Annotated in this window: 20 protein-coding genes; 5 read left to right on the top strand and 15 right to left on the bottom strand. The window is 69.5% G+C overall.

The annotated features are described in order from the left end of the window. Positions 1 to 5: 5 nt before the first annotated feature. The gene (locus tag M8J73_RS38325; protein ID WP_055536819.1) at positions 6 to 4,511 is read left to right on the top strand and encodes an aminotransferase class I/II-fold pyridoxal phosphate-dependent enzyme; all 4,506 of its coding nucleotides are present in this window, start codon (positions 6 to 8) and stop codon (positions 4,509 to 4,511) included. On the opposite strand, the gene M8J73_RS38320 is transcribed toward M8J73_RS38325, so the two are convergent. Next, on the bottom strand, positions 4,504 to 6,375 hold the full coding sequence (locus tag M8J73_RS38320; protein ID WP_055536814.1) for a glycoside hydrolase family 15 protein: 1,872 nt from the start codon (positions 6,373 to 6,375) through the stop codon (positions 4,504 to 4,506). The two genes, M8J73_RS38325 and M8J73_RS38320, sit on opposite strands and share 8 nt — an antisense overlap. Before the next feature lie 60 nt (positions 6,376 to 6,435). On the opposite strand from M8J73_RS38320, the gene rfbC reads away from it, so the two are divergent. Continuing rightward, positions 6,436 to 7,059: a dTDP-4-dehydrorhamnose 3,5-epimerase gene (gene rfbC, locus M8J73_RS38315; protein ID WP_055536813.1), complete on the top strand. Its 624-nt coding sequence runs from the start codon at positions 6,436 to 6,438 to the stop codon at positions 7,057 to 7,059. Here the strand turns inward: rfbC and rfbD are convergent. The 7 genes from rfbD to M8J73_RS38280 all read right to left on the bottom strand — a co-directional run bounded on the left by rfbD (position 6,987) and on the right by M8J73_RS38280 (position 14,115). Next, the gene (gene rfbD / locus M8J73_RS38310; protein ID WP_055536812.1) at positions 6,987 to 7,892 is read right to left on the bottom strand and encodes a dTDP-4-dehydrorhamnose reductase; all 906 of its coding nucleotides are present in this window, start codon (positions 7,890 to 7,892) and stop codon (positions 6,987 to 6,989) included. The genes rfbC and rfbD overlap by 73 nt on opposite strands. Next, positions 7,889 to 8,884 carry a dTDP-glucose 4,6-dehydratase gene (gene rfbB, locus M8J73_RS38305; RefSeq protein ID WP_055536811.1) on the bottom strand — a complete coding sequence of 332 codons (996 nt, stop codon included), beginning with the start codon at positions 8,882 to 8,884 and terminating at the stop codon, positions 7,889 to 7,891. Before rfbB ends, rfbD begins: the two co-directional genes overlap by 4 nt. Then, on the bottom strand, positions 8,881 to 9,948 hold the full coding sequence (locus tag M8J73_RS38300; RefSeq protein ID WP_055536810.1) for a glucose-1-phosphate thymidylyltransferase: 1,068 nt from the start codon (positions 9,946 to 9,948) through the stop codon (positions 8,881 to 8,883). Before M8J73_RS38300 ends, rfbB begins: the two co-directional genes overlap by 4 nt. Beyond that, entirely contained in the window at positions 9,945 to 10,922 is a 978-nt protein-coding gene (locus tag M8J73_RS38295; protein WP_079054643.1) for a UDP-glucuronic acid decarboxylase family protein, read from the bottom strand. The genes M8J73_RS38300 and M8J73_RS38295 overlap by 4 nt, the downstream gene beginning before the upstream one ends. Positions 10,923 to 10,937: 15 nt before the next feature. Then, positions 10,938 to 12,263: a UDP-glucose dehydrogenase family protein gene (locus M8J73_RS38290; protein WP_063799140.1), complete on the bottom strand. Its 1,326-nt coding sequence runs from the start codon at positions 12,261 to 12,263 to the stop codon at positions 10,938 to 10,940. 74 nt (positions 12,264 to 12,337) lie between these two features. After that, complete coding sequence (locus M8J73_RS38285; RefSeq protein ID WP_157873029.1) at positions 12,338 to 12,850, bottom strand: hypothetical protein; 513 nt, start codon at positions 12,848 to 12,850, stop codon at positions 12,338 to 12,340. Continuing rightward, positions 12,847 to 14,115: a glycosyltransferase gene (locus M8J73_RS38280; RefSeq protein ID WP_055536808.1), complete on the bottom strand. Its 1,269-nt coding sequence runs from the start codon at positions 14,113 to 14,115 to the stop codon at positions 12,847 to 12,849. The genes M8J73_RS38285 and M8J73_RS38280 overlap by 4 nt, the downstream gene beginning before the upstream one ends. 195 nt (positions 14,116 to 14,310) lie before the next feature. Between M8J73_RS38280 and M8J73_RS38275 the strand changes: the two genes are divergently transcribed. Then, positions 14,311 to 15,282, top strand: a complete 972-nt coding sequence (locus M8J73_RS38275) for a class I SAM-dependent methyltransferase (RefSeq protein WP_055536807.1) — start codon at positions 14,311 to 14,313, stop codon at positions 15,280 to 15,282. A 43-nt stretch (positions 15,283 to 15,325) separates the two neighbouring features. On the opposite strand, the gene M8J73_RS38270 is transcribed toward M8J73_RS38275, so the two are convergent. The 4 genes from M8J73_RS38270 to M8J73_RS38255 are packed head-to-tail and all read right to left on the bottom strand — an operon-like array spanning position 15,326 to position 19,137. After that, entirely contained in the window at positions 15,326 to 16,297 is a 972-nt protein-coding gene (locus M8J73_RS38270; protein WP_055536806.1) for an NAD-dependent epimerase/dehydratase family protein, read from the bottom strand. Further along, positions 16,297 to 16,965, bottom strand: coding sequence for a sugar transferase (locus tag M8J73_RS38265; protein WP_055536805.1), 669 nt, complete (start codon positions 16,963 to 16,965; stop codon positions 16,297 to 16,299). Before M8J73_RS38265 ends, M8J73_RS38270 begins: the two co-directional genes overlap by 1 nt. A 46-nt stretch (positions 16,966 to 17,011) precedes the next feature. Next, on the bottom strand, positions 17,012 to 18,076 hold the full coding sequence (locus M8J73_RS38260; protein WP_055536804.1) for a glycosyltransferase family 2 protein: 1,065 nt from the start codon (positions 18,074 to 18,076) through the stop codon (positions 17,012 to 17,014). Further along, entirely contained in the window at positions 18,073 to 19,137 is a 1,065-nt protein-coding gene (locus tag M8J73_RS38255; protein WP_055536803.1) for a glycosyltransferase family 4 protein, read from the bottom strand. Before M8J73_RS38255 ends, M8J73_RS38260 begins: the two co-directional genes overlap by 4 nt. A gap of 114 nt (positions 19,138 to 19,251) precedes the next feature. Here M8J73_RS38255 and M8J73_RS38250 point away from each other — a divergent pair, with 114 nt between their 5' ends. Beyond that, positions 19,252 to 20,670, top strand: a complete 1,419-nt coding sequence (locus M8J73_RS38250) for a tyrosine-protein kinase domain-containing protein (RefSeq protein ID WP_055536802.1) — start codon at positions 19,252 to 19,254, stop codon at positions 20,668 to 20,670. A gap of 48 nt (positions 20,671 to 20,718) precedes the next feature. Then, entirely contained in the window at positions 20,719 to 22,065 is a 1,347-nt protein-coding gene (locus M8J73_RS38245; RefSeq protein ID WP_157873027.1) for an O-antigen ligase family protein, read from the top strand. Here M8J73_RS38245 and M8J73_RS38240 read toward each other — a convergent pair. From M8J73_RS38240 to M8J73_RS38230, 3 genes are all read right to left on the bottom strand, one after another. Next, positions 21,959 to 23,128 (bottom strand): glycosyltransferase family protein, encoded by a 1,170-nt coding sequence (locus tag M8J73_RS38240; RefSeq protein ID WP_107423890.1) that lies wholly within the window; start codon positions 23,126 to 23,128, stop codon positions 21,959 to 21,961. The two genes, M8J73_RS38245 and M8J73_RS38240, sit on opposite strands and share 107 nt — an antisense overlap. 53 nt (positions 23,129 to 23,181) lie before the next feature. Continuing rightward, complete coding sequence (locus M8J73_RS38235; RefSeq protein WP_055536800.1) at positions 23,182 to 24,630, bottom strand: oligosaccharide flippase family protein; 1,449 nt, start codon at positions 24,628 to 24,630, stop codon at positions 23,182 to 23,184. Positions 24,631 to 24,812: 182 nt separating this feature from the next. Further along, on the bottom strand, positions 24,813 to 25,772 hold the full coding sequence (locus tag M8J73_RS38230) for an LCP family protein (RefSeq protein WP_063799139.1): 960 nt from the start codon (positions 25,770 to 25,772) through the stop codon (positions 24,813 to 24,815). Positions 25,773 to 25,815: the final 43 nt, after the last annotated feature.

The raw sequence follows: 25,815 nt of genomic DNA, 5'->3' as shown, positions 1-25,815 counted from the left end.
GGCTGATGGCCGTGTACATCGCGTTGGTCGGGATCGCCACCAGCCTGTACATGACCACCCCCGCGGCACGCGCCCCGCTCTGGCCTGTGATCGGGCTGGCCGGTGCCGCCGCCATCCTCACCGGAGCACACATCCACCGGCCCGCGCACCGCTGGCCCTGGTGGATGCTGGCCGCCGGGCTGTTGGCCTTGTCCGCGGGCGATACCTACTACAACGCGCAGGAGGCGTACTTCCGCGCACCCCATCCGTTCCCCTCGCTGGCGGACGCGTGCCATCTCGCCGTGTACCCACTCCTGGCGGCTGGACTGTTCGGCCTCGTCCGGTACCGCTGGGTGGACCGTGACCTGCCCAGCCTGCTGGACGCGCTGATCATCACCGCCGGACTCGCCCTGCCGGTCTGGGTCTATCTCGTGCGGCCGCCCGACCGGCTGGAGGGCCTGAGCTGGCAGCAGCGCGCGATCAGCATCGCCTACCCGCTCGGCGACGTACTGCTGCTGGCGATGCTGGCCCGGCTGCTCGCCCCCACCCCGCTTCCCGGCGGCAACCGCGCCGTGCAGCTCCTCGTCCTCGGCACGGTCACGCTGCTCGGTCTCGACATCGCCTACGGGATCCTCCAGCTCAACGGGGCACGGCGGGCCGGCACGCTGCTGGACTCCGGTTGGATCGTCCTCTACGCGGCGTGGGGGCTGGCAGCGCTGCACCCCTCCATGGCGGCGCTGACCGCGTCCGTGTCTCAGCCGCACTCACTGCGCCCGCCGTGGCCCCGGCTCGTGCTGCTCGCCGCGGCCACACTGGTCGCGCCCGGGATCCTGCTCTACGAGGGGCAGGTGGGCACCGTTTCCGACACGACGGGGTTCGCGGCCTTCTCCAGTGCCCTGTTCCTGTTGGTGATCTTCCGTCTCGGGGGCATGATCGTGGCCCACCGCAAGGCCGTGGCGCGTGAACTGGCACTGCGCGCCGCGACCGCTTCACTGGTGGCGGCGGAAAGACCGCAGGAGATCGCGCAGTCCTGCGACACGGCGGTCACCTCACTGTTCGGGCCGAAGGTCCGGCACGGGTCCATGCTGCTGTCGGCCAAGCAGGCCCAGGACCTGTACGCGCTCCAGGACCGGTCCCCCGACAGACCCGGCGACGGGCCCGTCACGGGCACCGGTGCGACCCCCGAGGACGGGCCGGACGGCCTCGCCCTCCACCACACGCTCATGGTCCCCGTCGCCGCGCTCGGGCCGCGCATCGCCACCGAACTCGGTGATCTGCCGACTGCACTGCTGTGCCCCATGATCCAATCCGACCGGCCGGCCGGCTGTGAGCTTCCGGGCGTGCTGCTGGTGGCGGGACCCGAGCGTCGGCTCACCGACATGCGCGGCTCGCTGGAGATCCTGGCCTCGCACGCGGGGCTGGCGACGGAACGCATCGGGCTCCGGCAGGAGATCACTCGGAAGGAGAGCGAGGCGTACTTTCGCACACTGGTGCACAACGCCTCGGACGTCATCCTCATCGTCGACGACGACACCACCGTTCGGTATGCCAGTCCCTCCGCGGAAGCCATGTTCGGCATCGACCGGCTGATCGGTACGGCGCTGCGGGAACTGGTGGACCCCCGGGATCGCCATCGGGCGAACCGGGCACTGACGGCCATGCGGGACAGCGGGCGACAGGAGGCTCATGACCACTGGTGGGTGTTACGTGACAGCGGGCGCATCGAGGTGGAGGTGCGGTGCCGCGACCTGCGGCACGACAAGACCGTCAACGGCACTGTCGTCACGCTGCGGGACGTGACCGAACAGCGCCAACTGGAGCATGAACTCACGCAGCGGGCCTTTCACGATCCACTGACCGGCCTGCCCAACCGGACGCTGCTGCTGGAGCGGACCGAGCGCGCGATGCTGCGCGGCCGCCGCGAGTCGACTCTCACCTGCCTGCTCTTCATCGACCTGGACGACTTCAAGCTCGTCAACGACACGCTGGGCCACTCGGTCGGCGACCGGCTCCTCGGCGCCGTGGGAGAGCGCCTGTCGGAGACGCTGCGCCGCACCGACACCGCGGCGCGACTGGGCGGTGACGAGTTCGCGGTGCTGATGGAGGACGCGAAGCAACCCCTCGATGCCGAGCTGTTGGCCGCGCAGGTGATCCATACCCTCAACCGGCCCTTCCAGTTGTCCGAGGATTCGGTGAGCGTCTCGGCCAGCGTGGGCGTGGCCACGGCGATGGACAGCGAGGACGCCGAGGAACTGCTGGCCCACGCCGATCTGGCCCTGTACGCGGCCAAGGCCGCGGGGAAGCGCCAGTGGCGCCGCTTCCAGTCCCAGTTGCGTGTCCGCATGATGGAACGGCACGACCTGCAGGCGCACCTGGACCGCGCGATCGCCAGGGAGGAGTTCGCCCTGCGGTACCAGCCGGTCGTGGACATCATCGTGGGCGATGTCGTCGGCTTCGAGGCACTGGCCCGCTGGGAGCACACCCGGCGCGGTCTGCTCCCGCCGCAGCAGTTCATCTCCCTTGCCGAGGAGACCGGACACATCACGCTGCTGGGCGCCTGGGTCCTGCAGAAGGCCTCGTCCGACATCGCGCGCCTGCAGCACCAGACCCAGCGGTCGGCGCCGCCGTACCTCAGCGTCAATGTGTCCGCCCGCCAGTTCCGGGACGCGGGCTTTCTGGACGAGGTGGGCAAGGCGCTCGACACACCGGGCCTGGTACCGGGCTCGCTGCAGCTGGAGCTCACCGAGTCGGTGCTCATACAGCGGGACGACCAGATCGACGCGCTCATACGGGCGCTGAAAGACCTCGGCGTACGCATCGCCGTCGACGCCTTCGGCACCGGATTCTCCTCGCTGCGCTATCTCCGGGAATTCCCCCTCGACGTACTCAAGATCGACAAGACATTCATCGACGACATCACGCGGGATCCCCAGCAGGTGGCACTCGTCGAGGGGATCGTCCACATAGCCGACACGCTCGGCCTTGAGGTGATCGCCGAGGGAATCGAGGAGCCGGCCCAGCGCGAACTGCTGGCCGGTATCGGCTGCCGGTTCGGGCAGGGATATCTGTTCGCACGGCCGATGACGGTGGCACAGAGCGAAGTCGTCCTGCGGCAGCGCAACGAAGCCCAGTCGTCGCCGCGAGACAGCGGCGCGGCGGCACGGGGGCCCCGAGGCATACGAGCGCGCACGGCACCGGGCGGAACCCGGCCCGTCGGAGGCGAGCCGGGCGCGGACGACCGGACAGCGGCGGACGAGGAGCGCGAGGAGCGCACGGCCAAGCCCGGAACCACCGCCGCCGAACCCCCGCGAACACGGCGTGATCCACGCTGGGGCGACCTCGAGCACCTGCGGCAGACGAGCCCCATGAGCGACGCGGTCATGGACGAAGTGCTCGGCCGGCACATCCGCAGCGGAGATCACTGGCTGATCGACTTCGCCTCCTGCAACTACCTCGGCTTCGACTGGGGCCCCGAGATCATCGGCGCGATCGAGCCCGCCGTCCGTCACTGGGGAACGCACCCCAGCTGGCCCCGGCTGCTCGGCAGCCCACGGCTCTACCTCGAGATCGAGGAGAGGCTCACCGGGCTGCTCGGGGCGCCGGACACGCTGCTCCTGCCCACGTCCAACCTGATCCACGCCTCGGTGATCCCCGTCCTCACCGGCCAGGGGTACGTGTTCGTCGAGGCCACGGCGCACCGGACGGTGTATGACGGATGTGTGTCGGCCCAGGGCCAGGGGGCGACGCTGCAGCGGTTCCACGCCGACCGGCCGGACCAGCTCGACGATCTGCTGCGGGCCGTACCGTCCGGCAGGTCCCGGCTTGTCTGCCTGGACGGCGTCGACCGCATGACGGGAAACATGCCTGCCCTGCCCGAACTGGTCGGCGTCTGCCGGGACCGGGGCGCGACGCTGTACATCGACGACACACACGGTTTCGGCGTCATCGGGGAGCGGAAGGCGGACGAGCTGTGCCCCTACGGGTCCCGCGGCAACGGCGTGGTCCGGCACATGGGCGAGACCTACGACGGCATCGTGCTCGTCGGCGGCTTCTCCAACGCTTACTCCTCGATGCTGGCCTTCATCGCACTGCCCACTTGGCTCAAGAACCATCTGAAGACCGCTGCGGCTCCCTATCTGTTCTCCGGCCCCTCGCCGACCGCCTCCCTCGCCACGACGCTCGCCGGTCTGGAGGTCAACGACCGCCGTGGGGACGCGATCCGCGCCGATCTGCACCGCAAGACCGTACGGGTGCTCGATCACGTCCTCGGCCTCGGTCTGGACACGCCGAGTGTCCATCGGCTGCCGATCGTCGAAATCCCGCTCGTCAACGCGTCGGACCTGGGAGCGGTCGCCGGATTCCTGTGGGACCACGGCATCTATGTGACGCTCGCGGCCTACCCTCTCGTCCCTCACGACCTTGTCGGCTTGCGCATCCAGATCACGGCGCTTCACTCCGACGAGGACATCGACCGGCTCAACGAGACGTTGACCGCGCTCTCGGAACGCTTCGCCCTGCGGCAGATCAGCTGAGACCACGGGGACGCGGGGATGGTGGCGATGACAGGGCGAAGGCCGTCTCCACCAGAGCGATATGGCTGAACGCCTGCGGCGCGTTGCCCAGTTGCCGGCCCGCGTCCGGATCCCACTGCTCCGAGAGCAGACCGACGTCATTGCGGATGTCGAGAACCCTCTCGAAGGCATCCCGGGCCTGTTCCGCATGGCCGGTCGCGGCGAGGGCGTCGGCGTACCACAGGGAGCACGCCACGAACGTGCCCTCGGTACCGTGCATGCCGTCCACGCTGTGCACGCCCTGGCCGTCGTGCACGCCCTGGCTGTCGTGCGCCCCTTGGCCGTTGGGCGCGTACCGCCGCACAAACCCGCCGTGATCCAGTTCCCGCATCGCGCGGACGGTACCGAGCACCCTCTCGTCCCGGGCAGGCAGGAAGCCGAGCCGGGGAATCAGCAGAGCCGAGGCGTCGAGGGCCGACGAGCCGTAGGACTGCACGAAGGACCGCTGCTCCACGTCCCAGCCCTCCTGGCACACCTGCCGGTGCACCTCGTCCCGCATGGCCCGCCACTCGCCCGAGGACCCGTTCCTGCCGAGCAGCTTTCCCATCCGCAGGGCGCGGTCGGCGGCCACCCACGCCATGACCTTGGAATGCACGAACTGGCGCCGCGGCCCGCGGACCTGCCACAACCCCTGATCCGGCTCACGCCAGTGCCGGTGGAGGTGGCCCATCAACGCCTCCACCAGACTCCACACGTGCGTCGGCATGGGGATGCCCGCCCGCAGCGACAGATGGAGCGTGTCCAGAACTTCGCCGTACACGTCCAGCTGGAACTGGCTCACGGCGGAGTTGCCGAACCGGACCGGCCGCGACCCCTCGTAACCGGTCAGCCACGGCGCCTCACTCTCCGGCAGAAGCCGCTGGCCCCCGACGCCGTACACGGTCTGCAGGTCGGCGGGGTCTCCCGCGATGGCCCGCACCAGCCAGTCCAGCCATGCCGCCGCCTCGTCCCGGTAGCCGCTGCGCAGCAGGCAGGACAGGGTCAGGGCGGAATCGCGCAGCCAGCAGAACCGGTGGTCCCAGTTGCGTTCGCCGCCGATGCAGCCGGGAAGCGAGGTCGTCGGCGCCGCGACGATGCCGCCCGTGGGCGCGTAGGTGAGCGCCTTCAGCGTGATCAGCGAGCGCACCACGGCATCCCGCCACGGCCCCTCATAGCGGCATCGGCCGGCCCAGCGCCGCCAGAAGTCGCCGGTCTCCTTCAGAATTGTCTCCGTCGGGACGCCCAGCGGTGCGGGCAGCTCCGCCAGATGCGACGGCGACCACACCAGTGTCAGAGCCACCCGTCGGCCGGCCGGGACGGTGAAGTCGAGAACCGTCGAGTCGCGGACCGCGGGGACCGCGCCGTCGTGGCTGTCGGCCGCTCTCACCGGGGCGTCGGCGTTCAGCCAGACGGCGTCCGGCCCGGCGACGGCGACGGTGCAGCGGTCGGTGACGCGGATCCACGGCACGACGCGGCCCTGGTGGAAACGCAACCGCAGTTCGCTGCGCATGGTCACGGAACCCGAGAGACCTTCGACCACGCGGACGATGCACGGCAGCCGAGTACGGGGCGGCATGAAATCGGTGACCCGCACCGACCCGGTTGCGCTGTCCCACCGCGATTCCAGTACGAGCGTGTCCGGGCGGTAGGCCCGGCGCGTACAGGGACCGCGGGCGACGGGAGAGACCCGCCAGAATCCGTTGTCCTCCGTGCCCAGCAGAGCGGCCATACAGGCGGGGGAATCGAATCGTGGCAGGCACAGCCAGTCGATGGACCCGTTCCTGCCGACCATGGCGGCGGTTTCGAGGTCACTGATGAGGGCGTAATCCTCAATGGGTGTACTCATGATCGGAATTACGCCGTCGTACGCTTTGCCGCTCTTCCAGGATACGGCGATCCTGGAAGCATGAGGCCGTTGAGCATCGATGGAGCATGGGTTCACGAGACCCGGGTCTTCGCCGACCACCGGGGCTCCTTTGTCGAGTGGTTCGACGGCGATGCCTTCCACGAGGCCGTCGGTGCGGATCTCCGGCTCGCCCAGGCCAACTGCTCGGTGTCGCGGCGCGGTGTCGTACGCGGTGTCCACTACGCCGACGTGCCACCTGGGCAAGCCAAGTACGTGACGTGCGTCCGCGGTGCCGTCCTCGATGTCGTGGCCGACATCCGCACCGGCTCGCCCACCTTCGGACAGTGGGACGCGGTACGGCTCGACGACGGCACTCACCGCTGTGTCTTCCTCTCCGAGGGCCTCGGGCACGCTTTCATGGCGCTCACCGCCGAGAGCACCGTCGTCTACCTCTGCTCCGAGGGATACGCTCCGCGACGCGAGCACGGCATCCATCCGCTGGACGCGTCGCTCGGGATCGAGTGGCCCGTCGACCGGCCCCCACTGCTGTCCGACAAGGACGCCGCCGCGCCCACGCTCATCGAGGCCGAGCGCGGTGGGCTGCTGCCCGCCTACGCGGCGTGCCGTGCCCACCGCCTGCGTTCGGCGTCCCGTAGCTCGGGGAACGCCTCCACCAGGGCATAGCACCAGTGACGCGGCGTCGGCACCCCGGCATCGGACCAGCGGCTGTGACCGAGAACGCTGTACGCGGGGCGAGGAGCGGGACGCGGCAGGGTGGCGCTGGAGATGGGGTGCACCCTTGCCGGGTCCGCGCCCAGCAGCCGGAACACCTCACGCGCGAGGCGGTTCCAGGTCGCCTGACCGCTGTTGGTCGCGTGGTACACGCCGGGCGGCGCGGTATCCGCCCGCGCGCAGTTCCCCAGCAGGATCAACCGGTCGGCGACGTCCCCGGTCCATGTGGGCTGCCCAAGCTGGTCGTCGACGACGTAGAGGGCGTCCTGGGCCGCTTCCAGCCTGATCACGGACTGGACGAAGTTTCCGCCTCCCGCCCCGTACAGCCAAGCCGTACGGACCACGTGGCCGGTCTCGGGAAGAGCCGTCAGGACGGCCTGTTCCCCGACGAGCTTGGTCCGCCCGTACGCGGTGCGCGGGGCCGGGGTGTCCGTCTCCCAGTACGGCCTGTCGCTGTCACCGGAGAACACATAGTCGGTCGAGACATGGAGCAGCACCGTGCCGTGGACACGGCAGGCCGCGGCGAGATGGGCCGGGCCGTGACCGTTCACGTCGAGCGCCTCCGCCTCGTGGGACTCCGCCGCGTCCACGTCCGTCCACGCGGCGCAGTTCGCCACGACCGCGGGACGGTACCGGTCCAGGGCCGCGCGTACGGCGTCGCCGTCGGTGATGTCCAGCCCGTGGTGGCCGAGGGCAACGATGTCCGCCTTGCGGGCCTTCAGACGGGAGACGAGTTCCCGGCCCAGCATGCCGTCCGCTCCGGTGACAAACCACTCGCAGGTCATGACGCCTCCCTTTCGGCCCGCCGGCGCAGCGGCTCCCACCAGGAGCGGTGCGTGCGGTACCAGTCGACGGTCTCCGCGAGCCCCGTGGCCAGTTCCTTTCGCGGTGCGTAGCCGAGTTCCCCGCGAATCTTCGCGAAGTCGACCGAGTAGCGGCGATCGTGGCCCTTGCGGTCCTCGACGAACGTGACCATGTCCCAGTCGGCGCCGCACTCGCGCAGGAGCAGTTCGGTCAGTTCCCGGTTGGACAGTTCGTTGCCGCCGCCGATGTTGTAGACCTCGCCGGGGCGTCCGCCTGTACGGACGAGCTCGACAGCCCGCACATGGTCGTCGATGTGGATCCAGTCCCGGACGTTCAGTCCGTCGCCGTAGAGCGGTACAGGTATGCCGTCCAGCAGATGTGTGATGAAGAGGGGGATGACCTTCTCGGGGAACTGGTGGTGGCCGTAGTTGTTCGAGCACCGGGTGACGCGTATGTCGAGGCCGTGGGTGCGGTGGTGGGCCAGCGCGAGGAGGTCGGACGAGGCCTTGGAGGCGGCGTAGGGCGAGTTGGGCCGCAGCGGGTCGGTCTCCGGCCAGGAGCCCCGGCCGATCGAGCCGTACACCTCGTCGGAGGAGATGTGGACGAAGGTGCCGAGGCCGTGGCGCAGGGCCGCGTCCAGCAGGGTCTGCGTACCGAGCACGTTCGTGCGGATGAACGCGTCGGCGTCGAGGATGGACCGGTCGACATGCGACTCGGCGGCGAAGTGCACCACCTGGTCGTGCTCGGAGACCAGCTTGCCGACGAGTTCCGGATCGCAGATGTCTCCTTGCACGAAGGCGAAGCCGTCCGCGTCACGGATCTCGTCCAGGTTCGCGGGGTTGCCTGCGTAGGTGAGTTTGTCGAGCACGGTGACCGCCACGTCGGGCGGGCCGTCCGGGCCGAGCAGCGTGCGGACGTAGTGGGAGCCGATGAACCCTGCTCCACCGGTGACCAGAATGCGGGTCGTGGTCATGACGGGATCTGCACTTTGCTGTGGTCGCCGAGCACCAGCCGGTGCACGGAGGGTGTGCGGGGGGCGGGGGTCACCTCGACGTTGTGGCCGATCAGCGAGACCTCGATCCTCCGCATGCCGACGATGGACGCCCGCCGCAGCACGATCGAGTACTCGATCTCGCTCTCCTCGATGCGGCAGTCCTCGGCGATCGAGGTGAACGGTCCGACGTAGGAGTCGGCGATCACGGTGCCGGCACCGATGACGGCCGGGCCGACGACACGGCTGCCGAACACCTTGGCGCCGTCCTCGATCCTGACGCGGCCGATGATCTCACTCGCCCCGTCCACGCTGCCGTCGATCCCCGGTTCGACCGTTTCCAGAACGGAGCGGTTCACCTCCAGCATGTCGGTGACGTTTCCCGTGTCCTTCCAGTACCCGGAGATCGTCGTGGAACGTACGTCACGGCCCTTCTCGATCAGCCACTGAAGGGCGTCCGTGATCTCCAGCTCGCCGCGCCGGGACGGCCCGATGGCTCGTACGGCCTCGTGCACGGTGGGAGAGAAGAGATAGACGCCGACCAGTGCCAGATCGCTCTTGGGCCGCTGCGGTTTCTCCTCGAGTCCCACCACGTGGCCCGCCGCGTCGAGTTCGGCGATCCCGAAGGCGGTGGGTTCGGGCACACGGGTCAGCAGGATCGCCGCGTCGGGCCGCTCACGGCGGAAGTCCTCGACCACGCCGGAGATCCCTCCGACGATGAAGTTGTCGCCGAGGTACATCACGAAGTCGTCGTCGGCCAGGAAGTCCCGGGAGATCAGGACGGCGTGGGCGAGTCCGAGGGGGGCGTCCTGCGGCAGGTAGGTCACGTCCAGGCCGAACCGGGAACCGTCGCCGACCGCCTCGCGGATCTCCCGCTCGGTGTCCCCGACCACGATGCCTGTCTCCGTGACACCGGCGGCGGCGATGGCCTCCAGACCGTAGAACAGCACCGGTTTGTTGGCCACCGGTACCAGTTGCTTCGCCGAGGTGTGGGTGATCGGGCGGAGCCGGGTGCCCGCTCCCCCGCACAGTACGAGTGCTTTCATGATGGCCGCCCCACTCGGGATCGCTCCCGGGGTCGTACGAGCGTGTCCGGCTGTGACAGGAACCAGTCGATGGTGTGCCGCAGCCCTTCTTCCAGGGGCACCCGCGGATGCCAGCCGAGCCCTTGGCGGGCACGGGTGATGACGGGGCGCCGGCGGACCGGGTCGTCGGCGGGCAGCGGCAGGAAGCTCAGTCCGCTGCCCGATCCGGTGATCGACAGCACCAGTTCGGCGAGCTCCCGCACCGTCCTCTCCGTCGGATTGCCGAGGTTGAACGGGCCCGGCAGATCCGCGTCGATCATGGCCAGCAGGCCGCGGACCATGTCGTCGACGTAGCAGAAGCTCCGGGTCTGGCTGCCGTCGCCGAACACGGTCAAGGGTTCCTCCTCCAGGGCCTGTCGGATGAAGCTGGAGACCACCCGGCCGTCCTGCGCACGCATGCGGGGACCGTAGGTGTTGAAGATCCGGACGATCCCGACGTCGGCGCCCTGGCTGCGCCGGTACGCCATGGAGAGGGCCTCGGCGAAGCGCTTGGCCTCGTCGTAGACGCTGCGGGGTCCGATGGGATTGACGTTCCCCCAGTACTCCTCGTCCTGGGGGTGCACCTGGGGGTCGCCGTAGACCTCGCTGGTGGACGCCAGGACGAAACGCGCGCTGTGCCGGACGGCCAGCCGCAGCAGGTTCTCGGTACCCCGGCTGCCGGTGGCCAGCGTCTCCAGCGGAAGACGGCCGTAGTCGAACGGCGACGCGGGACTCGCGAGATGTACGACGGCGTCCACGTCCCCGGAGGACCTGAAGGGGACCGTGACATCGCAGGCCGTGCAGTCGAAGCCGGGCTCACGCAGGAGATGAGCGATGTTGGCCGATCGGCCCGAGGAGAAGTTGTCCAGGCAGCGCACGCTGTCGCCTCTGTGCAGCAGTGCTTCGCACAGATGCGATCCCAGGAAGCCGCTTCCACCGGATACGACGACGCGCATGGCTCCTCCTCCCGGTCAGTCGAGCCGCGGGCGGCCCAGCGCGCGCAGCGTCCATCCCGCCGAGCGCCAGGCCGCCGGGTCGAGGGTGTTGCGCGCGTCGACGATGGCCGGGGTGCGCACCACCGTGGCGAGGGCGGCGGGGTCGAGTTCCCGGTACTGCGGCCATTCGGTGAGGTGCAGGACGAGGTCGGCCTGCTCGCACGCCTTGGCCACGTCCAGAGCGAACTGGAGCGCGGGGTGGGCCGCCCTCGCGTTGTCGACCGCCTCGGGGTCGTGGACGCGGACCCGGGCGCCACGGCGCCGGATCTCGTCCGCGACGGCGAGCGCCGGCGAGTCCCGTACATCGTCGCTGTGAGGTTTGAAGGCAGCCCCCAGCACCGCGACGCTCCGGTCCGGAAAGGACCCGCCGACGAGCCGCTGAGCGAGGTCGACGGTGCGCAGGCGCTGCCGTGTGTTGATCTCGTCGACCTGACGAAGGAAGGCCACCGAGTCGCCCAGGCCGAACTCCTCCGCACGGGCGGTGAAGGCCCGGATGTCCTTGGGCAGACAGCTGCCGCCGAAGCCGAGACCGGGAGCCAGGAAACGGGGGCCGATGCGCGAGTCCCGGCCCATCGCCTCGGCGAGGGTAAGTACGTCGGCGCCCGTGGCGTCGCAGATCTCGGCCATGGCGTTGATGAAGGAGATCTTGGTGGCGAGGAAGGAGTTCGATGCCAGCTTGACCAGTTCGGCGGTGGCCGGGTCGGTGCCGATGAACGGGGTGCCGGCGTCCAGCAGAGGTGCGTAGAGTTCCCTCAGCCGTGCCTCGGCCTGCTCCGAACGGGCGCCCACCACGATGCGTTCCGGCCGCAGGGTGTCGCGGACCGCGCAGCCCTCGCGGAGGAATTCCGGGTTCCAGGCGAGCTCGGCGTGCGGAGCGGCCGCGTGCAGCCGCTCGGTCAGCCGGTCCGCCGTACCGACCGGCACCGTGGACTTGCCGACCACCAGGGCCCGCTCGTACAAATCGTCTTTCAGATAGGGCGCCAGACCGTCGACGGCGGCCTCGACGTGGCGCAGGTCGGCGGCTCCCGATGCGGAGCTCTGCGGAGTACCGACGCAGATGAAGTGCGTGTCACCGAACCAGGCGGCCTCGGTCAGTGAGGTGGTGAAGCGTAGCCTGCCCGTGTCCACCGCCTTCATGAGCATCTCGGACAGGCCGGGCTCGTAGAAGGGGGGTCTGCCGCTGGTGAGCGCGGCGATCCGCTCCGCGTCGATGTCGACGCCGAGGACATCGTGCCCGATGTCCGCCATGCAGGCGGCGTGGACCGCTCCGACGTATCCGGTGCCTATGACTGTCAGGTGCATGATGGTCTCCGTGGAGCGCGATGGTCGACGAGGTGTGTCGTGTCCCTCCGGGGCCGGCGCTGTCAATTCGCAGGTCAGGGGGCCGGGCCCTTACGGGCGCCACAGGTGAGGAGGTAGCGGGAGAGTTCCGGTACGAAGCGTTCGCAGACGACCCGGTCCACCACCCCGAGGGCGCGGCGCTGCTTCTCCGAACGCCCACACAGGCCGAGAAACCCGAACTCCGCGACGTCGAAGCCTTCGAACGGTGACAGCAGCGGGTCAAGCTGGCTCAAGGAGAGGTAGCGCCACCCTCTTCGACCCCGGCCGAAGTGATTGCGCAGAGCCTCGTGCAGCCGGCTGCCTCGCATTCCTTCCGCGAACCACAGTTCGCCGTCGGCCCTCAGCGCCCACATGTTGCGGACCGCGGCACGCTGCAGGGCCACGGCATGCCACAGGGAGAGGTTGCCGTACGTTCCGCCGTCGCCCACTTCCAGCGCTCTCCGTCCGCTCGGCCGGAGGTTGGTGTGGCGTTCCCGGAAGGTGAGTGCCCTGGACCAGTTCGCCGTGTCCCGGCCCACGCTCTCCCGAATGAGCGCGCACGGTGTCATGACCACACCTCGGTTCGGTGGGGAAGCCCCAGGAGTTCGCGATAACAGGCATCGATGGCAGTGCACATCGCCTCCGGTGTGAAGGCCCCGCGCACCCGCTCACGCCCCTGCACCCCCATGGCTGCCGCCTCGCGCGGATGGTCGAGCATCCAGCCGACCGCGTGGGCCAGCCCACCCGGGTCGGCGGGCATCGCCAGCAGACCGGTGGCGCCGGGCTCCACCAGATCGGGCACCCCGTTCACGGCAGTGACGACGACCGGGCGGGCAGCGGCCAGCGCCTCGGTGAGGGCCCGGCCGAGGCCTTCGTGCAGCGACGTCATCACGAAGACGTCCAGGGCGGCCACCAGCCAGGAGGCGTCCGGCCGGTGCCCGGTGAAGATCACGTCGACGTCCAGGTCCGCGGCGAGCCGTCGGGCCTCGCCCTCCAGCGGCCCGTCGCCGATCATGACGAACGCGGTGCCGGGGTGCCGGGCACGGATCGCGGCCGCCATGCGGATGAAGTCCAGGGGTGCCTTTTGAGAGTCGATCCGGCCGACGGTGCCGACGAGAGCCGTCTCGCGGGGTACGCCGAGCACACGGCGCGCGACGGGGTCGAACCGCTCGGGGATCTGCCCCAGGTCCACGGCCGAGGGCACGACGTGGACATGGCCCGGCGGGGCCAGATGCTCTTCGACCGCCTCCCGTGCCACGCGTGGCGCAACGGCGAGGAACCGGTGGGTGAAGCGGCGCGTCGCCCGCTCCAGCCAGCGGTACGCCGTGCGCCTGGTGTGGGACATGTACGGGTGAAAGCTGAAGCCGTGGAAGGTGTGCACCACGACCGGCGTGCGACACAGCCTCGCAGCCGACCGCCCCAGGAATCCGCCCTTGCCCGAGTGCGTGTGAACGATGGTGAACCGCTCGCGCCGGATGAGCCGCACGAGCCGCCACAGCACCAGCAGGTCCACGGGGGTCAGGGTGTGTCGGAACCCTGGAATCTCGACTGTGCCGACGCCGGCGGCGCGGGCCCGCTCCCAGAGGCTGCCGCCCGGGACCCCGGCGATCCACACCTCGTACCGCTCGGGGTCCATTCCCTCTGCCGACAGCAGGGTGTTGCCACCGGCGCCCGCAACGAAGCGGGTGATGACGTGGAGGACCTTGATTCGGGGCAGGGCCGGCGGTACGCACAGCACTTCCTTCGGCGCCACCTGTGGGGGCGTCGCGGGCCAGCCGACGGCCGTGCCGTCCGGCCGGCCCGCCGCGGGAACGTGGGTCCCGTTCCGCATCATCGATCACCACCAGGCGGAAATCTCGTAAATGTACGTCGTATACATACACCATCATCCACCCCCTCACACTTCAGGTCAATTGCCCCCAAATGCTGACAGGCGCGGCAGGTGCCCGCACGAGGGCTCGGGATGCCGCAGCCCAGCGGGACTCCGATACTGGGCCGCAGGAGGCTCCCCGTCGTCAGAGGAACGCGCATGGCCCTGGGCGAACTGGATTGGATCAAGCAGCTGCTGGTGTGTCCGCGTTGCCGGTCGGCCCTGGTGGCGAAGCCCGGCGGGTTCAATTGCAGTGCGCCCGCCTGCCCCTACCACGCCGCCATGCCCTTCCCGATGGCCGGGCCGTGGCCGGTCCTCGTCGACTTCGAGCGCAGCGTCGTGGATCGAGAGGAAGTGGTCGCGGCGGCCGACCGTGCGAAGGCCGGGGGGCCGAAACCCCCCGGGCTGGCGCAACGGCTTCCCACCCCCCTGCGCCGCATCTGGAAGCCGCCCAACCGTGTCGCGGCCCGGAACATCGATCTGCTGCTGCGGAGCCTGCTCGGCCCCACCCCGAGGCTGCTCGTCGTCGGCGGGGCCACGGTCGGCAACGGTGTGAGCGCGATCTACCGCGATCCGCGTGTCCAGGTGATCGGATTCGACATCGTCGGCAGCCCGGTGACCCAGTTCATCGCGGACGCCCACCAGATTCCGCTTCCCACAGGAAGCGTCGACGCGGTGCTGGCGCAGGCCGTACTGGAGCACGTACTCGATCCCGCCCTGGTCGTTGCCGAGACCCACCGGGTCCTGAAGGACGGCGGGCTCGTCTACGCGGAGACGCCGTTCCTGCAACAGGTGCACGCCGGCGCCCACGACTTCACGCGCTACACCGCCAGTGGCCACCGCTATCTCTTCCGGCGCTTCGAGGAACTCGCCGCCGGCTCCGTCGCAGGCCCGGGCACCCAACTGCTGTGGAGCGTCGACCACGTGGTCCGGGGCCTGACGCGCTCCGCCCTCGCGGGCCGCGCGGTACGTGGGCTGCTGTTCTGGCTGCGCGCGCTCGACCGCCTCGTCCCGCCGAGCTATGCGGCGGACGACGCTTCGGCCTTCTACTTCCTCGGACGCAAGAGGGACCGGGAGATGTCGGCCCAGGAGATCATCGACTACTACCGAGGGGCGCAGGTGCCCGCCTGACGCCGGATCAGCGTGTCGCCATGAGGTCGGACGGGCGAGCGCGTCACCGCCGTCCCCCGACGCGATGTTCCTCGGGCCAGAGCTGCCGGGACGCCTGCTCGGCCCGCACCATCGTGGCGAGTCCGGTACGGATGTCCGTACCGGGCCGGTAGCCGAAAGCGTCTCGCGCCACGGTGATGTCGGCCCGGGTACGCCGGGCGTCGCCCGGCCGTGCGGGCCCCGACACCACGTTCACCGGCTCGGTCAGCTTCCCGAGCAACGTGATGACCTGATTCATCGTCACCTCGCTGCCGCCGCCGAGGTTGGCGACACCGGTCCACGAGGAGAGAGCGGCCCCGCGCAAGGCCGTCACCACGTCCCCGACGTAGGTGAAGTCACGGCTCTGCCCACCGTCTCCGTAGAGCGGGAAGGGCCGATGCTCACAGGCAGCCGCGACCAGCCGCGAGAACGCCATGTCGGGACGCTGCCGGGGACCGTACACGCTGAACAGCCGCAGGGAGACCGCCGGGACGCCGAAGACAGTGCGATAGGTCTCGCACAGCTGTTCCGCAGCGAGTTTCGTGACGCCGTACGGGGAAACGGGCCGGGGACGTACCGTCTCCGGGGTCGGATACGCCTCCGCGTCCCCGTAGACCGACGAGCTGGACGCGAAGACCAGCCGGCGCAGTCCGGTGTCCCGGGCCGTCTCCAGTATCCGCTGGGTGACCAGGACGTTGCGTTCGAGGTAGACGGCGAACTCCGCTCCCCAGGAACCGCGGACACCGGGCTGACCCGCGAGGTGGTAAACGGTGTCCGCCTCGGCGAACAGCTGCTGAAGGGGCAGGTCCAGCAGATCGCCCTCGTGGAAGGCAAAGCGGTCCCGGCCCACCAGCCGGGCCAGGTTGCGCCGCTTGCGCGCGGGCTCGTAGAAGTCCGTCATGGCGTCGATGCCCATGACCTCGTCCCCACAGGACAGCAGGTGTTCGCACAGGTGCGAACCGATGAACCCGGCCGCGCCGGTCACCACGGCGCGCATCAGAACCCGCCTCCCGGGACGCCGCGCGGCGCACGGTGGCGCCGCCCGATCCCGTCCAGAACGCAGGACAGTAGGTACCGGATGGTCAGCGCGATGAACCGCAGCACGTTCGGCACGGTGGCCTGGGCCAGGAACTCCGCGTCCATGGCCGTACGCAGGGGAACGAGCTCCGTCAGGTAGTAGCCCTCCGGATCGGGCCGGCCGTCGAGCTGCGCGGCGTACGCGCGCGACCGCAGCTGGCACGGCCCGGTGAGCCCGGGGCGGTGCCGGAACACCCACTGGTGTTCCGGTGGATAGCGGCGGGCGAGGTCCGGTACCTCTGGTCTGGGGCCGACCAGGGTCATGTCCCCGCGCAGCACGTTCCACAGCTGCGGAAGCTCGTCCAGACTCAGCCGGCGCATCAGCTGCCCCAGACGCGTCACCCGCGGGTCCGAGCCGCCGGTGACTCCGGGGCCCGCGCAGCCGTTCCTCATGCTGCGGAACTTGTAGAGGGTGAACATTCGCCCGCCCTCGCCTATCCGCTCCTGCCGGAACAGCACCGGCCGGCCGCTCGTGGTGATGACCAGCAGTACCAGCAGCACCAGCAGCGGCGAGAAGAGGAGCAGCAGCGTCAGGGCGACGGCCACGTCCAGGGTCCGGAGCGCGGGAGCGAGAGGCACGTCGCTCATGGGCGGCACAACCTGTCGGCGGGTGTGGTCGGTTCGGGCTTTGTGGTCAGTGAGAGGCATGGAGGTGGTCCTTGGTCGAGTCCGTTGTCCGGGCGGATACGGCAGGTGGGGCCGGAGTCGGGGATGTTGTCGTCGCCTGAAGAAACCTGCGTTCGAGCACATGGGCGGCGACCGTGCAGAGCCAGCGCAGATATCCCCCGTATCCGCCGAGGGTGGCCCCGCATTCGGACAGACTTCTGCGAAGCACGGCCCTGCCGAGCCTGGTGGCCAGTTCGACCGTCAGGGTCAGGGCCACCAGCAGCCAGGCATGGGACCGGGACCAGTACCGGAACGCGTACCGGGTGCGGCTGCACAGGGAGTGGCGCAGCCGCCTGCCGCCCAGCTGGGCGGAACTCACCTGGCCGATGTGGTGGACCCGGGCCTGATGGACGTAGTACGAGCGTCGGCCGCGTCGACGGGCCCGTAGCGCGAGATCCGTCTCCTCGAAATAGAGGAAGTAGCGCTCGTCGAAGCCGCCCAGCTCCTCGAAGAGCGAGCGGCGCAGCAGGAAGAAGGCGCCGATGACCTGGTCGACGGGGCCCGACACGGTGGTTTCCGCGGGCAGCAGGTGGTGGGGCGGGAAGAGCGCCGGCGCCAGCCGGTCGAGGCCGGTCATCTTCCCGAAGAAGATGCGCAGGCTCGGGAAGCGTGAGCAGGAGATCGCCGGTTCACCCCGCTCGTCGACCATGCGCCCGCCCCAGATGCCGACGCCCTCCGCGGCCGGGGTGCCGAGGAGGCCACCGACAGCGCGCAGAGTGTCGGGATACAGCTGCGTGTCCGGGTTGAGGAAGAGCAGGAAGTCGCTGTACCCCCGGGCGGCGCCCTGGTTGCAGGCGGTGGCGAAGCCCCGGTTGTGGGAGTTGCGCACCACGTCGAGCGGGATGTCGCCGGCGGTCAGTTCGTTCAGAGAGCTGTCGGTGGAGGCGTTGTCGACGACCACGATCCGCGCCACCCGCAGCAACGACCGGTCGGTTCGCACGATCGAGCGGAGGCACTCCCGCAGATGCCGGCCGGCGTTCCAGTTCACGATCACGATGTCGGCGGCCGGGATGGCACGCGTTCCCGGCCTCACAGCGTCACCGGTCCGAGCTCCAGGGCAGCGGCCCAGCGGGGCAGCCACGCGTCGTACGAGTACCTTTGGCCGGTGATCTCCCGGGCGGTCCGTCCGAGCCGTTCCCGGGTGGCCGCGGGGGAAGAGATCAGGCCGAGGATCGCGGTGGTCCATTCGTCCTGGGTCTGTGGAGCGGGCAGGCCGAACTCGGTCAGCAGATCGGCGTTGACGCCCAGCGGGCTGGCCACGGCGGGCAGCCCGGCGGCAGCGTACTGGAGCAGCTTGTAACCGCATTTGCCGAGGCTGTAGGAGTTCGTCGGCAGCGGCATCAGGCCGATGTCCATGGCGGCCAGCTCCGTACGCTGACTGTCCGGGCTCCAGGCGACCCGGTCGATGAAGGACTCCAGGCCGCCGAGAGACGGTGTGGTGGTGCCCACGAGGGTCAGCCGCGCGCCTGTGCGCCGGTGAACCTCCGTAAGCGCTCCGGCGATCAGCCGCAGAAACGCCTCGTTGTGGGGCGAACCGATCCAGCCGAGCCGAGGTGGGTCGTTCAGCACGTACGAGGTTTTGCGCATGTAGTCCTCCAGCGCCACGCAACTCGGGATCACCAGGACGTCGCGATGGTGCTGAGATGCCCAGTCCGCCAGGACGGCGTTGCCCGCGATGACCCGGTCCGCATGGCGGACAGCCACCCGCACCTTGTCGGCCTTGGGGGCGAGCCTGCGGACGAGACCGCCCTCGCCCCGGTCCCATTGCAGTGCGTCGTCGAAGTCGTACACGGCGAGTTCCGCGCTCCTCAGCAGTCGCCGTTCCCACCAACCCCGGCTGAGCGGAGACGCCTCCCGGTGCAGCAGAAGCCGTCGGGGTCGGGCGCTCGCGATGGCGCCCAGTCTCAGTTCCGCCCGGGCCAGGGACACGGGGTGGTGTGCGAGGCGAGAGGCAGCGGCGTCGGGCAGGGACAGATAGCTGCTGACGGTGAAGTCCGTGCCGACGCGGTCCAGCCACTCGAAGACACGGACCCGGGAGCTTCCGGCTCCTCGGCCGTAGGGGGTGACCGCACAGCGATCCAGGTGACGATCCATGGTTTCTGGTCCAGCTGTATGCTGATATCGTACATTTACACCGTAAATCCCATATTCCTGCCTCAGTCGGACGACGTCAAGAGCGGGCGGAACGGCCCGCACGGAGGAGCCTCCATGGATCTCCACGACTACATCGCCGCGCTGCGCCAACGGTGGCTGTTCGTCACGGTGTGTGTTCTACTCGGACTCGCAGGGGCCCTCACCGTGACCGCCCTGATGCCCCGCACCTACACAGCGACCGCTCAGCTCTTCATCGCCACTGGCGACAAGGACAGCGCGAACGCCTACCAGGGCGGCCTGTTCACCCAGCAGCGGGTCAAGTCCTACACCCGCATCGTCAGCAGCCCCGCAGTCCTCGACCGCGTCATCAACGAGCTCGACCTGCACACGACTCCGGGGCGTCTCGCGAGGAAGATCAGCGCACAGGCCCCGCTCGACACGACCCTGATCAACATCCGGGTGAACGACTCCTCAGCCGCCCGGGCGCAGTCGATCGCCGATGAGACCGCGGCTCAGTTCACGAAGTACATCGTCGCCGTCGAGGGGTCCGCGATAGGCACCCAGCCGCTGGTCAAGGCCAGTGTCGTCGGGGGAGCCCAGCCTCCCTCCACTCCGACGAGCCCGCGTCCGGCGCTGAATGTGGCCATCGGCCTGCTCGTCGGGGGCGTCGTAGGTGTCGGTGGTGCCGTGCTGCGCCGCGCACTCGACACCACCATCCGCTCGGCCGACGATGTCAGCAGCCACCTGAACCTCACCACGGTGGGCGCCGTTCCCCCGCCCGACCGACGCCACAAGAACAGCGGATCGCGTGCCGGCGCGACCTGGCGGGCGGAAGCACTGAGCCTGCTCCGCACCCGTCTTCGGTTCAGTGACGGGGACCGCATGCCGAACTCGCTGCTCATCAGCAGCGCACTGCCCGGAGAGGGAAGAACGCAGACCGCGATCGATCTGGCGACGAACGTCGCCCGCACCGGGCAGCGCGTCATTCTCCTGGAAGCAGATCTACGCCGGCCACGCCTTGCGAAGGACCTGGGCCTGCACGGTACCCCCGGACTCACCGGTGTCCTCACCGGCAGGACCCCGCTCTACGACGCCCTGGAGAGCTGGGGGGACGGGCACATACGAGTCCTGCCGAGCGGCCCCGCCACGGCGGACCCGAGCACGCTCCTGTCCTCACCGGACATGGCACAGGTGGTGCACGCCCTCGAGGCGGACGCGGATCTCGTAGTGGTGGACAGCCCACCACTGCTGCCTTTCGCCGACGCGGCCGCACTCGCCTCTGTGACGGAGGGCGTGCTCTTCGTCGTCCTGACCGGGAAGACACACCACGACGTCGCCCTCCGCGCCCTCGGCTCCCTCTCGGCGGTCCACGCGCGGGTACGCGGTGCCGTCCTCACCGGGGCACGAGCCGAGGCGTCCGCCGACTGGCAGCCGCCCGGGGAACCGGACCGTCCGGAACATGTGCGGGCGTCCGATCGCGAGCGGTGGGCGGCAGAGGCCGCGGGTCCCGCGCCGGGCTGGCGCCACGAATAGGCGGCGAGGCAACGTATGACACAGCAACAGGCCGATATAGCAATGGTCATGGGGATCTTGGCCCTGTTGTCACTGATACCGGCAACGGTGGCTCTCCGGCGCGCCCGCGCCTTCGGGGACTGGGACCTTACATCGACCATGGTCTTCCTGGTCGGCGTGCTGGCCAATGTTCCGACCGTCGTCTACGTGATGAACTCGGGCCGGCCGGAACGGCTCGACCCACTGGGTGAAGTGGTGACCGGGTTCCCCCAGTGGGTGAACCAGATCGGGTCGGTGGCCAACACCATCATGCTCGCCGGGTGCGTGGCGTTCGTCCTCCACCGGCTGCTCTCCGCCCACGCGCGGATCAATGTCGCGCCACTCATCGCGTGCCTGCTCGTCCTGCTGCTCGCCTTCTCCGACGCCCTCCACGGACAGCAGTTCCTCACGCCCAGACAGATCGCCCTGCTGGTGGCCCTTCTTGCGGCGGCCGTCGCCCGTCCGGGGCGCCCGGCGTTGCTGGGCGCGGCGGCCGTCGTCCTGCTGTCCACGGTTCTGGGCGGGGTCCAGGCACTCATCGAGCCGGCCACCGTCATGCGGGAGTGCCGGGCCGACAACCCGTGCGGCCCGCTGGGGGTCCTCTACGCAGGCGTCTTCACCAACGAGAACATCTTCAGCCTGTTGCTGATCGCCGGCATCCCCTTCGTCTGGCTGGGGCTGCGTGGAGGCGTGCGGATCCTCCTGGCGTGCTATGTCGCCTTCGTGGCAGTCGCCACCGGAAGCAGGCTGGCCGACATCACCGCCGTCGCAGTCGTGGCCTTCATGATGATCCTGCGCCCGAGACTCCCGGAGGAAGCGGCGGACGGCGCCGCACGTGTGTCGCTCGGACGCGTCCTGTTCGGCGTGCCGGTCCTGGGTGCGGCGGCCGCCATCGGCCTCGCCACCCCCTTGCGCCACCCGAATGCCGACAGCCTCGGGGACCGCGCCACCATCTGGGACATGGCCAGGGACGAGCTGCACAGATCGCCCCTCCTGGGATTCGGCGGCAAGGCGTGGCCGACCAAATACCACGCGGGCGAGATCCCCGCCGCCGTCTCGCCGTCGCTGCACAACCAGTGGATCGACGTCCTGTACGCGGGCGGGTTCGTCGGCCTCGCTCTCTTCCTCCTGTTGCTGCTCTGCCTGCTGCTCAGGGGCGGCTTCGCCGGCTTCCCCGTCGCCGCGAGCGTGCTGCTGCCCGTCCTGCTCGCCTCGATCCTGGAACGCCCCTGGTCGTTCAGCATCAGCAATTCCCTGACCTTCGCCCTCGTCACCGCCGTGCTCGTGCCCGCGGCCGTTCGTCGAGCAGCCGCTCCAGGGGTTGCAGCGTCCGGTTCCAGTCCAGCAACCGTGCTTGCTCGTACGCCTCGTCACTGACCCGCAGCCACCGGTCCTCGTCTCCGAGTCCGTCGACAACCGACGCGAACGACTCCTCGGTGTAGGGAACGGATCCGCGCAGCAGGTCAAGGTGGCGCCGCCATTCGGGGACGAGGACGGGAAGGCCGTGCGCCAGGTAGTGCAGGTGCTTGGCCGAGAAACCCTCCCGGCGCAGCAGGTCCCTGGTACACGTGATCAGCCCGAACTGGTACTGGCGCAGCACGTCGGGCGACGCGTAGCCGCGGTAGTTCAGGCCAAGGGCCGGATCGGGCGGCGGCCCTCCGTACACGTCGATGTACGGATAACGCCGGCTCAGGCGTGCCAGCAGCGGGACGTCGATGAACTGTGAGCTGAGCGAACCGAGATAGACCACCCGCGGCGGATCGGCGAAGCGGGACCGCTCCGCCGACGGTGTACACCCCCAGTTGAGCTGAAGGAAATTCCGTCCGCTGATCCCGTAGTGCTCTCTGGCATACCGGCCGTAGGACTCCCACGAGAAGGACAGGTGCTCCATGTCCTCCAGGAAGCGCCGCTCCCAGCTGCGGAACCTCCTGTGCTGCCTGTCCGTGAGCCGGCTTTCGTAGAACACTTCGTCGGCCCAGGGGTTGGGACAGTCGTACAGGGTCTCGGCCGACGTACTGGTGGTCAGCACCCCGGCGTCATAAGGGGTTTCACAGATGACGAGGTCGTAGTCGTCGAGTTCCAGCCGGTCGGCGAGGATGTGGCGCCGCAGATGGTGATCGGCAAGCAGCACGTAGTACGACAGATGGCGGCGCCCGAACAGCCATCGGCGAGTGAGCACCTTGGACGCCACGTCGTTGGCGTAGAGCGTGAGCCGGGCGGGCCGCAGGGACCCCGGCAGTTTCCGTCCGAGGGACCCCGCCTTGCTGGAAGCCCTGGCCAGGCAGTTGGTGTCCACCAAGTGCACATCGTGACCGCGTTCCCTCAGGAACCGCTCGATGGCCAGGGGTTTGACGCTGTTGGCGAAGCCATCCAGCTGGGCAAGGATCAGAACGCGTCTGGCCCGGGAGGCACCGGACCCTTGTGCGACGACGGGGTTCATGGGGGCCTCCCTCTCCACCGACAATTCTCCTCCGGGCTTCCTCACTGACAGTCCTACTCCGGGACGCGGTGGGCCGCGACCTCGCGCAGCATCAGGGCCGAGGCGGCGGCAAGGCCGACGAGCACGGGGAGGCCGGCCAGCAGCAGCGGCAGCGCTCCGTGCCATCCCAGCCGCAGTATCAGCAGGTCCCCGAGACAGGCCATGACCGCGGCCAGCACGGTCGCCGGCAGCCACCGCCTTGGCAGCCGCTGCTCCCGCAGTCCCGCCAGCCGTCGGCACAGGACGACGAAGTACAGCGAACCGACCATGAGCCCGATCGCGGTCGCCAGGACCACGCCGATGACCCCGAACAGCAGCGTCAGTGGAACGGTGAGGGCGAGGTTCACCGCTGACGCGCACCAGGAATAGCGCGTCTCGTACCCAGGCCGACCGATCGCCCGCACGAAACAGGTCCGTACGCCGGTGAGCGCCACCTGTACCACGTATCCGGCCAGCAGGACAGCGGCGACAGCTCCGCTGAGGGCGAGCCCGGTGCCGAGCCACACTTGGACCGCGAGCCCCACCGCCGTGGTCGTCACGACCCCATAGGTGAGGACGGCAGGCAGCCAGCGGGCCTGCAGGACATGGAACTCCCGCACCACGCCCGTGAGCCCGCGCAGGGCATAAACCTGTGTCATGCGGGTGAGGACCGGCGGGAAGGCGTACAGCGGAAGGCTGCGCAGGGCCGTTGCGGCCTGATAGCCGGCGGCATAGATGCCGACGTAGCGCACCGGCAGCAGCGCGGCGATCACCAAGGCGTCGATCTCTCCGTTGAGGAAGACCGTGAAACCGGACAGCTGCATCCGGGTGGCGTAACCGACGAAGTCACGGCGCTCGGCCCGCGGGGGGAGCAGCGGTCTCCGGACGCGGATGTGCCGCGCCCCGGCGCAGAGGCCGACGACCGTCACGAACAGATATCTGCCAGCCGTCAGCACCGCGAGCAGCGGCAGATCCTGGCCGTGATCGATCAGCACGATCACGGCCACGCCGTAGGCCAGACACGCCCCCCCGCTGACGGCCGCCAGAGAGCCGAATCGGGCGTTCGCCTGCAGCAGCGCGATGGCGGAATTGGAGGCCAGGGCCAGGGCGAGCAGGGGGCCGAGGGCCAGCAACAGCTGTTGCGCCTCACCCCGCAGCCTGGGCGGTACGTCCAGGGCGGAGGTGATCGTGGGAGCGAGCAGCAGGCACACGCCTGTGACCAGCACGCCCAGCACGACGAAGACCGCGAGCGACCCGACCACCAGCCGTCCAGTGCCCTCCCGGTCGCCGTGCGCGCCGTGGTAGGCGTGGAAGCGGGCCAGGGACGCGCCGATACCTCCGTCCAGCACGGTGAGCGTGGCAAGGAAGACCAGGATCAGCGACCAGACGCCGAACCGGTCGAGGCCCAGATGGCGGATGAGGTAAGGCGTGAGTGCCAGATTGGTGAGCAGCGGCGCCGCCTGAGCCAGCGCGCTGAAGCTCACGCCTGGCAACAGCCCCCGCGCGGGCCTGCCCGTTCCGGCAGCCTCCGTCCCGGAGTCATCCTTCCCCGATTCGTCCATCCCCGACCGGTCCGTCTCTGCGGGGGCACCGTGCGAGGGCGCCTCCCGCGTCGCGCGCCCGGTGGGAACCCGGCTCGCAGAGTGCCGCAGGCTCATCGCGTGGCTCACTTCCCGGTGCGGGGCGGGTGTTCCGTCTCGACCGCGCGACACAGTGCCCGCAGCTTCTCCCTGTCCAGGATCAGGGCATACTGCCCTCGGATCATCTCGGACCGGACGATCGGCGCGGTGGCGAAGGAAGTGTCCGAGGTATTCAGGTGGCGCAGGCCGAGCGCCAGGTCGCGCAGTTCGCCGTTGGACATCCCGTCGTCCACGCTCACCGTTCGGGTGATCGCGTCGAGCATGCGAGCGGTCCCGAGCGGATCGGTGACGCCGACCTCGCCGCGCACCTCGCCGACCAGGCTGCGCAGGAACTGCTGCTGCCGTTTGATCCGGTCCAGCTCGCCGCCGGGCAGACCGTGGCGCTGCCGGACGTACGCCAGCGCCTCCTCGCCGTCCATGGTGTGGGTGCCGGCCGTGAAATGCCGGTGCTGCTCCGTGTCGTAGGAGTCTTCCGGGACGGTGACGGGTACTCCTCCGACTGCGTCCGTGAGGGACCTGAACCCGTACCAGTCGATGACGCCGAAGTGGTCGACACGGGTCCCGGTGAGCTGCTCCACCGTCTGGATGAGCAGGGGCGGACCACCCCAGGAGAACGCGGCATTGATCTTCGCGGACCCGTGGCCGGGGATGGGCACCCAGCTGTCCCGGGGGATGGACACCGTGGACGCCGTGCGCTCGCCGGGACCGAGATGCACCAGCATCAACGTGTCGCTGCGCTGCGCCCCGTACTTCCACAGCCGCGTAGTGGCATCGCGTCCGGTGGTCGGCTCGCGGGAGCGGCTGTCGACTCCGGCCAGCAGGAAGGTGGTCCCCTTGGCTCCCTCCGCCTTGGGCGGCCGGGAGCTGTCCGGGAACGCGTGGGGGATCCTGGTGACTTGGTCGCCGTAGTGATTGGTCGCCCACCAGACACCGCCGATGCCGAGCCCCAGCAGAGCGAGCACGGTGACGAGAGCGAAGACCAGCATCCCGCGCAGGAGGCGGCGCGTCCGGTGACGCGCCTCTGGACGC

Origin of the sequence: Streptomyces neyagawaensis, assembly GCF_023516595.1 — a bacterium.
GTDB classification, from domain to species: Bacteria; Actinomycetota; Actinomycetes; order Streptomycetales; family Streptomycetaceae; genus Streptomyces; species Streptomyces neyagawaensis.
Note: the sequence above shows the minus strand (reverse complement) of the source record. Positions and strands in the feature narration are given on the sequence as shown.